We start from the raw sequence: 15129 nt of genomic DNA on the forward strand, positions 1-15129 counted from the left end.
TTGAAAAGAGCGATATGCTCATTTTGAAACTGACGATTCATTAAATGAATCTTTTTAAAAATTAACGCGTTCCATTTGTTCAGTTTTCAAAGAACTTGCTCCTAGCATTTCGACATTCAATGTCTCTTGCACAGGAATTTTAGTATATCATGTTGTCGCATTTCTTGTCAACTTATTTTTTCATCGTTTGTGTTTCATTTGTTCGATGCGTCATAAGCACAAGAGATAATATACCATGCCGTTCTTATGTTTGCAAGCTTTTTTTGAAATAAAAATAATCTACGAATAAATACTTTCAAACTAACACAAACCAACACAAATTGATTCCAATAATTCATAATCTGTGGCTAAATAGAATCTATCGTAATCCCATATATTAACTTCTAATGATACGTACGAAAGGAGTCTAAATGAAAAACAATCCATCTACTGCTACGAGCCAAACAAACACTAAGGACAAGGAGCAGCGTAATCTGCAGCAAGCAACAATTTATAAGATTTTGCTGGCTGTCAGCTTTGTTCATTTATTTAACGATTCTATTCAGGCAGTTATCCCTGCAATCTTCCCTATTCTTAAAGATAACCTGATGCTCTCCTTTGCTCAAATTGGGTGGATCTCCTTCGCCTTAAACATGACGTCCTCAGTGATCCAGCCAGTCATCGGATATGCCGCTGATCGCAAACCTCGTCCTATTTTGTTACCACTGGGCATGTGCAGCACATTTTTAGGCGTACTTTTATTGGCTTATGCCAACAACTATATCCTTGTATTGTTTTCCGTCATGTTAATCGGCTTCGGATCTGCTACCTTTCATCCGGAAGGCATGCGTGTGGCTCATATGGCTGCCGGTCAGCGGAAAGGTCTTTCGCAATCTATTTTTCAAGTCGGCGGCAATGCCGGGCAATCTCTAGGTCCAATGCTTACAAAATGGATTTTCATTCCCTTTGGGCAGATCGGGGCTCTTGGCTTCACTATCGTTGCGGCTGCCGGAATTGCCGTCCAGACCTATGTCGCTCGCTGGTATCGGGAGATGCTGGATGCGGGATATACGTTTCATAAGAAATCAACCGCACGCGCAATCGATCCTGCCCGCCGCAAAAGTATTCGCACGGCAACTATCATCCTTGTGTTCCTAGTCTTTGTAAGATCTTGGTACGGCGCTTCTATCGGCAGTTACTACGCTTTCTATTTAATGGACAAATATCAAATGACGCTTGATAAGGCCCAAATCTATATTTTTATGTATCTGGCAGCTGGAGCTGTCGGTACATTCTTTGGAGGCCCACTGGCTGACCGCTTCGGACGGCGTAATCTCATCCTTCTTTCTATGGTCGGAACAGTGCCCTTTGCGCTGGCTCTACCCTTTGTGAACCAAATGTGGGCAGCTATTCTCCTGCTGATTGGTGGTTTCATCCTTTTGTCCAGCTTCTCCGTTACTGTAATCTACGCTCAGATGCTTTATCCAGGCAATATCGGAACAGTTTCAGGGTTAATCACTGGTCTTGCTTTTGGGCTCGGAGGAATTGGCTCTTTGGTACTCGGCAATCTGATTGACACCATTGGAATTTCAAAAGTGTTTATTGCTTGTGGATTCCTCCCTCTTCTTGGTTTCCTTGCTCTCCTGCTTCCTAGAGACGAGAAACTAGAAGAATGGGCCGCTCAATAAACATCAGTAAAATCAGTAACCACTTAACGCCTTACTCATGACTGCAGAAAATAGAGCGGCAGCCTTCCCGCTGCCCTCTGTCATATAATTATCCCTATTTGTACGATCAAACCCCATCCACACTGCAGCTGTCCATTCCGAAGTATAACCAACAAACCACAAATCCCGATTAGCTTTCTTGCTTACGCCAGGCAAATCCAATTGGGTTGTTCCGGTTTTCCCTGCTACAGGTCTGTTCATTTGCGCTTTTTTGCCTGTTCCTTCATTGACAACATTACGGAGCATCATCGTCATTGCCTCTGCGGTTCGCTGCGAGATTACCTGCCGTGATTCGGAGAGATGTGAATACACGACCTTCCCTTTTGAATCCATTATCGTGCGTACCATATGAGCCTCATTCAGTTTACCTCCATTAGCAAAGACACCGTAGGCTTGTGTCATTTTAAGTGGAGATACTCCGTTATGAAGCCCTCCCAAAGCTATTGATAAATGGTTATCCTCCTCCGTCAGTACAATTCCTAATTTGGCTGCGAATTGCCGCGCAGATGAGATTCCAACCTGCTTCAAAAGCCAGACGGCTGGCGCATTTATGGATTTTTGTAGCGCTGTGTTCATGGTAATCTTACCTTGGTACACTCCATTCAAATTCTCAGGTACATAGCTTCCATAAGCGTATTTGCAATCAGACAGTATGCTATCCGGGCTATACTTCCCGCTCTCTAGTGCGGGTCCATAGTCAATGATCGGCTTGAAGCTGGACCCAGGTTGCCGCGCATCAATTGTAGCTCTATTCAAGCTCCCCTCGTTATGTTCACGTCCACCAATCAATGCTACCACTTCACCTGTACGATGATCCATGATCGTCATAGCTGCTTCTACCTGCTGATCTTTTCCGTCGGGCGGGAAAGATGAGTGCTTAAGAAAGACCTGTTCAAGCGCCTGCTGTGCTTTAATGTTCAATCCTGTAACAATAATGTAGCCACCCGTCCGAAGCTCCTCCACAGACTTCCCAGTGATCTGAGCCGCTTCCTTAAGCGTAGCATCCACATAATGTACGCCAATGATTTCTTCTTTGTTTGCAGCGGGAGGATGATACTGTATATCTCTAGCCTTAATCATTTGTTCATTAGTGATCAGTCCTTGATCTAACATAATCTGTAGAACGAGATCCCTTCTTGTTTTGGATAATGTCCAATTATCTACCGGATTATAAATAGACGGTCCTTTAGGAATTCCCGCCAGGGTGGCGATTTGCCATATTTCTAGTTTTTTTAAATCGGATACGCCGAAGTAACGCTCCGCAGCTGCCTTTACTCCATATTGCCCACGCCCCATATAAATCTGATTGAGGTAAAGCCCTAGGATCTCTCGTTTTGTTAACTGTCTCTCTAATGCAAGAGCAATGGATGCTTCATTTAGCTTACGTATGACATTCTTGTTCCTGTTCAAATAAAGATTGCGAGCTAGCTGCTGAGTAATACTACTCCCGCCCTCGGAGAGATCCATATCCACAAGATTATTTAGAAAAGCGCGAGAAATCCCTTTATAATCTAACCCCTGGTGGCTATAAAAGCGCCGGTCCTCCACCGCTAAAAACGTATTGATCAATAATGCAGGCATCTCCTCCAGCTCCGCTGAATGTCTATACCCCGAGCCCGGTAAAGGGATCCTTCGTAATGTCGTCCCATCCGAGGCCTTAATGATGCTCGATTCCGGCAGCTGAAGTTTATCCTCTTGCTGCTTAACCACTTGCCCGCCGTATTGAAATACGTAAAGCAAACCCACGAGCGCTATTATTACTCCAATGATACTCCCATCAAATAATAAATACCCCAGACGGAGTATCCGGGTACGCATGATCCATCTGCCATCCTTGCCTGAACGGGCTACACTTTGTTTTTTTTCGGTAACGGCATTCATGACTCTATAATCAGGTTCTCTAAGAACCGCTCCATACTACGGGCTTCAACATTCGCTGCTTCAAGAAGTGCTTGGGCTTCCATCCCATCATCCGAATTGTCAGCCTCCTCTACCTCACGGAGAGCACGGAGAATTGCCCGAGTTCTTATCAATAAAGCTACTGCTGGTGTATCCCCCGCCGTCCCTGTTACTGCGCCTCCATTTGGGACTTCAATTCTTTGCGTACGATTCAGGTTAGCGGCAATCTGGCCTAATTCTCCTCCGGAGAGGACCTTGATTTCTTGTGTTCTTCCCTGGTCTGCCAGCTCTGAGGTTCCAAGCAATATCGTGTGCAAATCATCGGCAATTTTCTGTGAACGGAGAATAAACAACCCGCTGAAGAATAGAACAAATAGAATTATGGCGCTGGGGATTGTTCCAATATGATTAATGGTCCAATGGATAAGACGAACAAAAAAGACGCCTGATTGCCCCGAATAATGTGCATACAGCAAAGCAACAACCCGCTGGACAGCAAAAAGAAAGGCAGCACTCAAAAGAGCACTCCCTATAAAAACATAAAGATAATGGATGCGAACCGTCCGAAGTTTGTGCATAGTAATCCCTCCTTGTGCTCATAAGAAGAAACGCCTTCGGCGTCCTTTTTAAGGACGATAAGCATTTCTTCGAAAAATATAAGGATAAAGTATAGCTTGAAGCTTATACTTTCTTATATTTCAAGGATAGCTTCCAAATCTTAAGAACCTGCCTAGAGTTTTCTTAAGATTCTATGAAGAAGGGGAAACAGGTGATGAAATCCGTGCGAAGTGGGGAGCTTTCTACATAAATAACGCCATTGTGGCGTTCGATGATACTTTTTGAAATGGCAAGGCCTAAGCCTGAACCGCCTGTATGCTGTGAACGGGACTTCTCTGCCCGATAAAATCGTTCAAAAATAAACGGAATATCGCTCTCTGCAATCCTCTCTCCAAAGTTGCTAATGCGGACAATCGCTTCATTTCCCTTTTTACTGAAACCAATCTCCAGTTTCTTGCCGCTTCTCCCGTAACGGATTGCATTCGTAATCAAATTCTCATAAGCACGAACTAATTCTTTAGGGGAAGCCTCTATCCACAGCTCATCAGCTTGGTCATCGATCTCGTAGGTCATTTCAGCCTTTGTTAGTTCAGGAACCGACTCCTCCGCTAACTGCCGTATAAATGCTTTTAAATCTAATCGCTCCATAGCCAGAGGGTATTCCCCACTATTTACGCGTGTATATTCAAAAAGATCGTCGATCAGTTTACGCAGTACAAGGGATTTGTTGTAGGCTATGCTCACGTAATATCGTATTTCTACTTCTTCCTGACATCGATCTTGCTCGATATATTCCAGAAAGCCGAGGACCGAGGTGAGTGGGGTTCGTAAATCATGTGAGACGCCAGTGATCAAATCATTTTTCGCATTCACAGCTTTACGTTCCTCCTCCACGGAGTGCTGCAAACGCTCAGCCATTTCATTAATATTCTCAGCCAGCACACCCAGCTCGTCCGATGTTCTGATCTCAATACGGTGGGTCATCCCTGAGCTCGTGATTTCCCGAATTCCTTTGGTGATCTCCTCCAGATACAGTACTACTTTACGAGTATAGATAAAAAAGAACAGTAAAAAGCTGATAATCCCGGCTGCGGTCAGTAGTGGCACAGAGCCAATATGATTAATGATCCAGCGTAAGATACGTGAATAGGGAGCCGACTCTGGAGCTGGATTCAGATAGATCATAAAATTAACGAGCTGGTAGCCAGCCATAAGTAACAAACCACCGGAAAGTACACTAAGTAAAAATGCAAATATAAACTTCCACCGGATCGTTGTTATATATTTCGAATTCAAGAAGCCTCACCTAATCCTTTCAGGAAGGTCCATCTAATTTATAGCCAACTCCCCAGACGGTTTGTATGTAACGCGGGCGCTTTGAATCGATTTCAATTTTGTCGCGGAGATTACGAATATGTACCATAACTGTATTGCCTCCATCTAAAAATGGTTCATTCCACACTTTATCGTAAATCTGTTCTAAGCTGAGTACTTGACCTTGGTGCCTTGCCAAAAGCTCTAGAATAGAAAATTCCCGCGGAGTCAGCTTAATCTTCTGTAGATCTACATGTACCTCATGCTTAGACGTATCTATGGTTAAATCTTCAAAGCTCAGTTTACTTTCACTCCCCAAGCTACTATTATCCTTATTAAATGCGTGGTAACGACGCAGCTGTGACTTGACGCGGGCCACAATCTCTAAAGGATTAAAAGGCTTGCCCACGTAGTCGTCCGCTCCTATGCTCAGTCCTGAGATTTTGTCCATATCGGTATTTTTGGCTGAAAGGATGATAATCGGCATCTTCCGCGCTTCACGGATCTTCATACATGCCGCTAGTCCATCCATCTTAGGCATCATGACATCAAGAATAATTAAATCCACTTCTTCCTTCTGCAGACACGCCAGCGCTTCCAACCCATCATAGGCTTTAAGCAGCCGGTAGCCCTCATTGCTGAGATAAATCGATAACAGCTCTACAATTTCCCTCTCATCATCTACTAACAATATCGTCTCTCTCTTCACGGAAGGGGTATCCTTTCAAATAGAGTAATAAGTATCTATAGCTTATATATTAGCAGATCAATCGAATGACAATAAGAAGAATACGCAAAAAAGGGTTCCAGCTCCTCTCGTACTTAAACGAAATGGAACTGGAACCTTTTGAGGTTCTAGTATAACTATGCTTACATCTCCAGCAATCGAATCAGCTCATCCTCATCCTCAATGACTTGAATGCCCAGCTGCTGCGCCTTGGCCAGTTTACTACCTGCCTTCTCGCCGGCAATAACTAAATCCGTCTTCTTGGATACACTACCGGATACCTTCGCTCCAAGTGCTTCTAAGCGTTCAGCGGCTTCGTCTCGGGTAAGCTTTTGTAACGAACCGGTCAACACTACCGTTTTTCCGCTAAAGAAGGAATTCGTACTAACAGGACGTGGTGCCTCAGGAGCTTTCGCTTCAACCCCAAGCGCGCGTAAACGCGAAACGTTCGCCACAACGATAGGATCTGCGAAAAAGTTAACAATGCTCTCGGCGACAATCCCGCCAATGTCCGGTAACTCAGCGAGTTCCTCTGCTTTAGCCTGCATCACAGCATCCAAATCGCGGAAATGATCAGCCAGCATCCTGGTTGTTGCTTTTCCTGTGTTAGGAATACCTAACGCAAAGAGGAACGAAGCGAGATCACGCCCCTTGCTATCTTCTAACGCTTGCAGCAAATTCTGTGCTTTTTTCTCTCCAAAACGATTTAGCTGTACAAGCTGCTCAAAGGACAATTCATACAGATCGGCAGAGTCATGTACATTAAGCTCGTCGTAGAGCTGGCCTGCCGTCTTCTCACTGAACGTCTCAATATCCATAGCATCACGCGAAGCGAAATGAGTAATCCGGCTAACTATTTGCGGCCTACAATTCAGCTTATTGTTACAGAAAAGATGCGCGCCGCGCATTTCCAGCGGATATCCACAAGCCGGACAATTTTCAGGAAAAATGATCTCTTCACCGTCATTCTCTTCTGTTACTTTGCCGAGGATTTCCGGGATAACATCATTAGAGCGCCGAATAAACACTCGTGAGCCTAAGGCGAATTTCAAGTTTTTGCGCTCAATATCGCCCACATTATTCAAGGTGCAATTCTGTACGGTAACTCCAGCAAGCTCTACAGCCTCAACACGAGCCAGCGGAGTCACTTTACCTGTACGTCCAACATTCCAGCTAACAGACTCTAGCACGGTCGTTGTTTCTTCCGCTTCAAATTTATAAGCCACCGCCCAGCGTGGAAACTTATCCGTATAACCAAGAACCTCACGGATACGGAAATCCGTCACCTTAATTACGGCCCCATCGATCAGGTAATCAAGACTTGAACGACTCTCCTCGATTCCAGCAAGCTGTTCGGTCACATCATCGAAATCATTGCAGTAAGTCAGATAAGGATTTACTTTGAATTTGTTATTCCGCAGAAAATCCATCATCTCCTGATGATCTGCGAAATCTACACCCTCTGCAAAACCTACATTATAGAAATAAGCATTCAACCGACGCTCTGCAGTCGTCTTTGGATTAAGATTACGCAGTGCACCCGCTGCTGCATTACGTGCATTCTTCAGCGGCTCTGCAGCCCGTGTATTATAATCAGCCAGCACAGACAGATTCATAATTCCTTCACCCTGAACCTCAATGACCCCTTCTTTAAAAGGAATCGTTAATGGAACAGACTTAATGGTCTTCACCTGTGCAAGGATTCCTTCACCCACTACACCATTCCCACGGGTTGATGCCTGTTCGAGAACACCATTCCGATAGGTTAGATTTAGCGTCAAGCCATCGAACTTCAGTTCTACTGCATAACAAGGATCAGGCAGAGGGTTGCCTGGGTTCTTAAGATTGTACTCATTCACTAAGCGAAGTACCCGCGTATTCCAGCTCCGCAGCTGTTCGATATTCTGTGCTTTATCCAGACTCCAAAGCGGAGCCAGATGCCGATGCGGCGTGAAGCCCTTAAGAAGATCTCCTCCTACACGTTGTGTAGGAGAATCTGGTAACACGAAGCCACTCTCAGCCTCCAGTGCTACAAGCTTGTCGTATAAAACATCGTATTCCTTATCGCTGACTAGCGGTGTATCCAGCGTATAGTAGTGGTAATTATAGTGATTCAATTCTGCAACAAGCTCTTCCATCACATGCATAGCATCCATGCAGGTACATCCCTCCGTCAATAAGTTTCCTAATGGTTAGCGTGGTCTAAATATCCGTTCGTTAATCGTTTGTTACTATTATTCCACCCTGGTAATCGGTGCAAACCCTGCAAGCAGTCGTTTTACACCCACTGGTGCCGGAAAAGCAATTTGTAGCTCCGTATCATTCCCGGTGCCCTTCACAGCTACAACGGTGCCAGTGCCCCATTTGCCATGCGAAACCTTATCACCCGCTTTGTATTCGCCAGCTGCTGCAGCCCCTGCTCCAGTGGCGCGCTGAGCGCCTCCGGAGGTTACGGTCACGCTGCTCTTGCTTGTCGTTGCTGACGCCGTGCTTCCGCCTGCCGACGTAGCTTCGGCCGCTCCGCCCCGGCCGCCAAAGTTCCCACGGCTACCGCCGCTAAAGCCGCGTCCGCCGTAAGCACCGCCTACGTCCGCGCCTCCGCGCTGGAAGCGGTCCTTCGTCTTAACGGTATCTTCCTTCAGCTCTTCTGGAATCTCCTCCAGGAAGCGGGACGGCTGGTTCGCCGTCGTCCGCCCAAAGAGTGTACGCATCCGTGCACAGGAGAGAAACAGTTGTTTCTCGGCGCGTGTGATCCCTACATAAGCAAGCCGACGTTCCTCTTCGAGCTCATCATTGTCCTGGAAAGCACGGCTATGCGGGAATACGCCTTCTTCCATACCGACGATAAAAACGGTCGGGAATTCCAGACCTTTGGCACTGTGCATTGTCATTAGCACAACAGCATCACTACGATCCTCTTCATCATCGTTGACACTATCAATATCTGCGATAAGGGCCAGATCCGTGAGGAAGGAGACCAGTGACTTGTCCTCGTTATTCTTTTCAAACTCCATCGTCACGGACAAGAACTCATCGATATTCTCTAGCCGGGAGCGAGATTCGAGTGTGTTTTCATTTTGCAGCTCCAAACGGTACTGCGACATCTCCAAGATTTTTTCCGTCAGTTCAGTTACAGACAAGAACTCCACCATACGGTGCAGAGCTTCAATCATATCGTAGAACTCTACTAGCATATTCCGCGTCCGTCCGGCAAAGCCCAAATCATCAACAGTTTGCAGTACGCGGAAGATAGAAACACCACGTTCACCAGCCGCAGCTGCCAGCTTGCCAACCGTTGTATCCCCTAATCCTCGCTTAGGTACATTAATAATACGCGTCAGGCTGATATCATCATCAGGGTTAGACAACAGGCGTAGATACGCCAGTAGATCCTTGATTTCTTTACGATCATAGAACTTAATCCCGCCAACAATTTGATACGGAATATCTGATTTAATCAGAATTTCCTCGATTACCCGTGACTGGGCATTCGTACGATACAATATCGCGTGATTCTGATAAGCTTGGCCTTGTTTTACATTCTTACTAATTTCTCCGGTTACAAAGTACCCTTCGTCATGCTCAGAATCTGCTCTGTACACTTTAATCTTGGCGCCTTCTTCAGAGTCGGTCCACAGCTTCTTCGGCTTCCGTCCACTATTGAGCGCGATCACACCATTCGCTGCATTCAGGATATTAGCGGTCGAACGATAGTTTTGTTCTAAAAGAATGGTCTTCGCTTCTGGATAATCCTCTTCAAAATTAAGAATGTTCGTAATATCCGCTCCGCGCCAGCGATAAATCGACTGATCACTATCCCCTACTACACAAATCCGGTGGTGGCTATCAGCTAGCATGCGGCATAACATGTACTGCGCTCTATTCGTATCCTGATACTCATCTACATGGATGTATTTGAATTTCTTTTGGTAGAAATCAAGAACCTCGGGAACTTCTTTAAATAATTCGATAGTCTTCATAATCAAATCATCAAAGTCCAGCGAGTTATTGCTTCTCAAACGTCTTTGGTACATCTTATAAACCTTAGCAATAAGGCCTTCAAAATAATCGCCAACCTTCTGCTCATACTGCGCTGGAGTGATCAGTTCATTTTTGGATGCGCTGATTACAGCTTGTACAGCTTTTGGCTCGAATTTTTTCGTATCAATGTTCAGTTCCTTCATACAGTTACGGATTACCGATAGCTGATCTGTAGAGTCCAAGATGGAGAAGTTGGAGGTAAAGCCAATCCGCTCGATATCCTTCCGCAAAATCCGCACACACATAGAGTGAAAGGTGGATACCCAGATATCTCTTCCCTCAGGTCCAACGAGCTTAGATACCCGTTCCTGCATTTCCCGCGCGGCTTTATTCGTAAACGTAATCGCCAAAATCGCCCAAGGCGGCGCCTTTCGATTGGCAATCAGCCAGGCGATTCTGTGAGTCAACACTCTCGTCTTCCCACTGCCCGCACCAGCCATAATCAAAAGGGGTCCTTCAGTAGTTTCGACAGCCTGTCTTTGTGGAGGATTCAGTCGACTCACTGCATCTTGTATGCTAATAAGTTGCATGTGTAACATGCTCCTTTCTAAATATAAAATCACAATATAAAATCACAAATCATAAGTAGTCCTTGGACTAACCACTACTCAAATTGCTCTTGTACTGTCTTCTTCACAGCCGCAACTGTTAGCAGTGCCTTCTGTACATCACTATAAATAATATTGCCGACCACTACTGTATCACATAGAGCTGCTGCTTGCTCGGCCTCTTCCTCACAAGTAATGCCCCCTCCATAAAAAAGCTGAGCCTGCTCCACCATTTCACGTACCGTCCGCACGGTCTCCATATCCCCGAACCTACCGCTGTATTCAAGATAAACAATCGGCAGTGACATCAGCCTGTCCGCAACCTGGGCATATGCTGCCGCTTCTTCAGCATCAATGGCCGTCTCAGCCCCTGTAATCCGTGCAACTGAAGATTCGCTATTCAGCACAATATAGCCTTCCGTTAGTAACGAATCCCATGGAATCATAAATCCATAGCGTTCAATCGCTCGGCGATGATGGCCTACAATCCAAGCTGGATCAGGCGTATTAAGCACCATTGGAATCATATAAAGATCAAATCCGGGCACAGCAGCTTCAAGTTCGGACACCTCGAGTGCACAGGGCAACTCAAACCGTCTTACTCTGGATAAGAGATCCACTGTGTTCTCATAGGTTACTCCTGTAGAGCCCCCTATCAGTATGGCATCCGTGCCAGATAAGCAAACGGCCTCCAAATCCTCATCCAAAATCATCCGGTCAGGGTCAAGCTTAAACACATGCCGCCAAGGTTTGATCATTTGCTGCACTGATTTCATGAGAATCATCCTTAATAGTCATTTGGGCAAGACAAAGACACTCCTGCCGCCGCAAAAGATATAAATCTAGTCTATGCCAGCACAGCAGGTGTGTCAATTTAAAGCGAACAAAAATGCGAACATTTTTTCGCATATAAATTTTGGGAAACCCCGCAAAGTACCTGAATACACGCTAAGGAAAGCAGCAATTTGTGGGGATATATTAATGGCAATAAGTAGTCTACGATTTCAACGTACACCTGAGATGTTAATCAAATCCTTTTCGGGTACAAAATCAGTGTAAAAACCATCCACGCCCATACGGGCCAGCTCCCTAATTTCATTTTCTTCATTTACTGTATGAACATATACTCGAGCACCAGCCTTCTTCAGCTTTTTAACAAAGCTCTTGGTGGCTCGGCTAACTGGCATGGTAATATCCACACCTGTTTTATTTACAAACTCAATAACCTGTTCATCCGTATCCTTGGATTGGTACAGGGTGTAGAGCACTTCCGGAAAAGAATATACCTTATTGATCTCATCCAGCATCGTCTGATTGTATATTTGTGGAATGATTCGATCTAATATGGCTGGATCCCGGCGCTGCGCCGCTTCTACCAACAATGTAAATTGTTTATTTATAAGTTCAGGTTTGATTTCTTTCGTATCGGTCACGATATAAGCATCTGGATAATGCTGCATCAGATCAAGCAACTTCTCAACATCGATCGGGGAGTATATATTTAAGATTGGACTGTCCATGAATTCCTTATAATCTAGCACTACCCCTTGTTTATTAGCAGGAAGTACATCCAACTGACCTAAAAGCTTACTCATATTGCCTGACCACTCATGCCTGCCTACTAGCTGATCATCAGCCGATAATAACAAGTCTACTTCAAATACACGAGTTCCCTGTGCATAATTAGCAACAAATGCTTCAAAGGCATTGGTGTATGTATGACCGTTAATGCCACCCATGGCATGTGCTACGACCTTGTGAGCCTCAAAACCACTTGCAGGCTGTTCGTCTTCATTACTAAAAGCGATTACAAGTAACATGATAAGAGCTCCAATTACAATTACGGTAGCAACAATCTTTTTCTTATCCATAGTTGAGAGTTTCCTTTGCGAAGTTTAGATTATAAAACCAATAGAAAAACAATACCCCGCTCTACCATAGGTAGAAACGGGGATCCAATTAAAGTTTTAGAAAATCTGAATAAGTGCAGGAATCAATAAGCATTTTTGTTGACAAAGCCGTTGCGAATCGTTTTGAAAATAATTCGAATGTCAAACAGTAAAGACCAGTTCTCAATGTAGAAAATATCGTGCTTGATCCGCTCCTCGATGGAAGTGTCACCGCGGAGTCCATTACTCTGTGCCCAACCTGTAATTCCAGGGCGTACATGGTGCTTAACCATATACTTCGGAATTTCATCACGGAACTGTTCCACATAATATGGGCGTTCTGGTCGAGGTCCCACCACACTCATATGTCCCAGCAACACATTAAAAAATTGCGGAAGCTCATCTAGACTTGTCTTACGGATAAAAGTACCAAACCGAGTTCTGCGAGGATCTTCACGCGTACTCCAGCCTGTATCCTCTTCACCATCCTGCTGCATCTTCATGGAGCGGAACTTATACATCATAAAATTACGACGGTTCAGACCTACACGTTCCTGCCGGAATATAATCGGTCCCGGAGAGGTCAGCCGGACACCAAGAGCCACGATAAGCATCACTGGAGAGATCATAATAATTGCGAACAAAGAGAACACAATATCAAACAATCGTTTTGCCATCTTATTCCCCGTCATATCTAGTGGAATATCACGAACATTAATCATTGGCATGCCTGCAAAGTTATCAAAGTAAGGGCGGGCTGGTAAGTAGTCGAAAAAATCAGGGATAATCAGTGTGCGTACACCTGCTTTTTCACAGGCCGCAATAATTGAAGGGTACTTCGAATGCGCATCAAGTGGCAGCGCAAGGATAACCTCATCCACAGGCAGCATCTCTAGCATTCCAGACAACTGGTCAACTGTTCCAAGAATTGGTTTATATCGTTGTTCTTCAATTCCATCCCAAGTATGATAGTCATCTAGGAAACCAATCGCTTCGTACCCAAGCTCAGGGTACTGTTCTAGATTATTGTAGAATCTTTTGCCTAGCGTTCCTGCGCCTATAATGAGTACAAACTGTCGGTTGAAGCCCTTTTCGCGAAAAGATTTAAGCATTTTCTTCAGTACATAACGGTACAGCATAATAGAAAGAATGTTCAATCCCATGTAAAGAGCTAGATATGTTCGGGAGATATTTATTTCTTTCACGAAAAACATCAGACCAAGCAGAATGAAAATGCCCATAATATGCACTTGGAAAATCTTAATGAATTCATCGACAAACCGTTTCTTACGCTTCGGCAAATACAGCGACAGCAGTATACCGATTAACACTGCAATTCCGCCATAAATCATACTCCAGTAAGCGTACGACTCTACAGGCAACGGGTTTTCATACTCCATCCAACCACTTCTAAACTTTAGCCACCAGGCTATAAGGAAGGACAGCTGGATAACAAGAAAGTCAGCCACCATATAGAGCTGTGTCAAAAATTTCTGATTACGCCGAATCATAAATTCACCTCAGTATTCTTTTCGTTACGTGCACCTGTTTCATTAGCGGAGTTAAGACTCTGTGCAGGTGATGGAACTCTTTTAGGAGAGATTAAGGCATTCCGCAAAAGAGAAAGTGCGAACTTCACGCCAACTCCAGCATATATTGTTCCATTTATCATACTGTTGTACTTCTTACTATAATGCTTACGATGAAATAAAATCATTGCCCGGTGGAATTCATAGACGATCTTAAACGGTCTGCGTCTGGCACTGCCACCTTTAAGATGTACAATAGAGGTCTTCGGATAATAATAAATCCCCCAGCCAGCCTCTTTAATACGATAACACCAATCTAAATCCTCACCGTACATAAAGAACTCTTCATCCAATCCACCCACCTGGTTAATCGTCTCCCGCCGCAGCAGCATAAACGCACCAACCAGACAATCTATCGGGTAATCAAGATCAGGGTCCAAATATCCTAACTGGTAACCATTAAACCTCGGACGATCCGGAAATAGCTTACTAAATCCAAAAGCATAATAGAAGGAAGCTGACGGTGTCGGAAATCCCCGCTTACAGGCTTTATCTAGCGAACCATCCGGTAAAATAATCTTACATCCTGACGCCCCAACATCGGGCCGACTGTCCATAAAGGAGATCATTGTCTCCAGCGTATCCTTACGCACTACTGTATCTGAGTTGAGCAGAAGCACATACCTTCCGGATGAAGCCTCCATACCTTGATTATTTGCACGGGCAAAGCCGACATTGTCGTTATTTGCGATCAACATTACACCTGGAAACTCTCTACTAATCTTCTCTACTGAATCATCATGGGAATTATTGTCTATCAAAAAAATCTCATAGGAATAGTTCGTTGCTGAGTCATATACCGACCTGAGACAATCCATCGTCAGGCGACATGTGTTGTAATTAACAATAAGTATACTT

Annotated in this window: 11 protein-coding genes; 1 reads left to right on the forward strand and 10 read right to left on the reverse strand. The window is 44.7% G+C overall.

The annotated features are described in order from the left end of the window. Positions 1 to 410 precede the first annotated feature (410 nt). Complete coding sequence (locus tag CA600_RS14325) at positions 411 to 1667, forward strand: MFS transporter (protein WP_094870805.1); 1257 nt, start codon at positions 411 to 413, stop codon at positions 1665 to 1667. A 12-nt stretch (positions 1668 to 1679) separates the two neighbouring features. Here CA600_RS14325 and CA600_RS14330 read toward each other — a convergent pair whose 3' ends face one another. The 10 genes from CA600_RS14330 to CA600_RS14375 all read right to left on the reverse strand — a co-directional run bounded on the left by CA600_RS14330 (position 1680) and on the right by CA600_RS14375 (position 15089). Next, entirely contained in the window at positions 1680 to 3524 is a 1845-nt protein-coding gene (locus CA600_RS14330) for a transglycosylase domain-containing protein (RefSeq protein WP_094870893.1), read from the reverse strand. A 59-nt stretch (positions 3525 to 3583) separates the two neighbouring features. Beyond that, positions 3584 to 4183, reverse strand: coding sequence for a hypothetical protein (locus CA600_RS14335; protein WP_094870807.1), 600 nt, complete (start codon positions 4181 to 4183; stop codon positions 3584 to 3586). Between the two features lie 163 nt (positions 4184 to 4346). Beyond that, positions 4347 to 5459 (reverse strand): sensor histidine kinase, encoded by a 1113-nt coding sequence (locus tag CA600_RS14340; protein ID WP_256989852.1) that lies wholly within the window; start codon positions 5457 to 5459, stop codon positions 4347 to 4349. Between the two features lie 19 nt (positions 5460 to 5478). Next, the gene (locus tag CA600_RS14345) at positions 5479 to 6186 is read right to left on the reverse strand and encodes a response regulator transcription factor (protein ID WP_094870809.1); all 708 of its coding nucleotides are present in this window, start codon (positions 6184 to 6186) and stop codon (positions 5479 to 5481) included. A gap of 161 nt (positions 6187 to 6347) precedes the next feature. Further along, a complete protein-coding gene (gene ligA / locus CA600_RS14350; protein WP_094870811.1) occupies positions 6348 to 8360 on the reverse strand; it encodes an NAD-dependent DNA ligase LigA in 2013 nt (670 codons plus the stop codon). A 78-nt stretch (positions 8361 to 8438) separates the two neighbouring features. Continuing rightward, complete coding sequence (pcrA, locus tag CA600_RS14355) at positions 8439 to 10775, reverse strand: DNA helicase PcrA (RefSeq protein WP_094870812.1); 2337 nt, start codon at positions 10773 to 10775, stop codon at positions 8439 to 8441. A 74-nt stretch (positions 10776 to 10849) separates the two neighbouring features. Continuing rightward, positions 10850 to 11569 carry a heptaprenylglyceryl phosphate synthase gene (locus tag CA600_RS14360; RefSeq protein ID WP_179281620.1) on the reverse strand — a complete coding sequence of 240 codons (720 nt, stop codon included), beginning with the start codon at positions 11567 to 11569 and terminating at the stop codon, positions 10850 to 10852. 228 nt (positions 11570 to 11797) lie between these two features. Next, entirely contained in the window at positions 11798 to 12664 is an 867-nt protein-coding gene (locus CA600_RS14365; protein WP_094870814.1) for a phosphatidylinositol-specific phospholipase C/glycerophosphodiester phosphodiesterase family protein, read from the reverse strand. 122 nt (positions 12665 to 12786) lie between these two features. Then, positions 12787 to 14193, reverse strand: coding sequence for an undecaprenyl-phosphate glucose phosphotransferase (locus tag CA600_RS14370; RefSeq protein ID WP_042192233.1), 1407 nt, complete (start codon positions 14191 to 14193; stop codon positions 12787 to 12789). Beyond that, the gene (locus tag CA600_RS14375; protein ID WP_373455885.1) at positions 14190 to 15089 is read right to left on the reverse strand and encodes a glycosyltransferase family 2 protein; all 900 of its coding nucleotides are present in this window, start codon (positions 15087 to 15089) and stop codon (positions 14190 to 14192) included. The genes CA600_RS14370 and CA600_RS14375 overlap by 4 nt, the downstream gene beginning before the upstream one ends. Positions 15090 to 15129 lie beyond the last annotated feature (40 nt).

Source organism: Paenibacillus sp. VTT E-133280 (assembly GCF_002264385.1).
Lineage (GTDB): Bacteria > Bacillota > Bacilli > Paenibacillales > Paenibacillaceae > Paenibacillus_AQ > Paenibacillus_AQ nitricinens.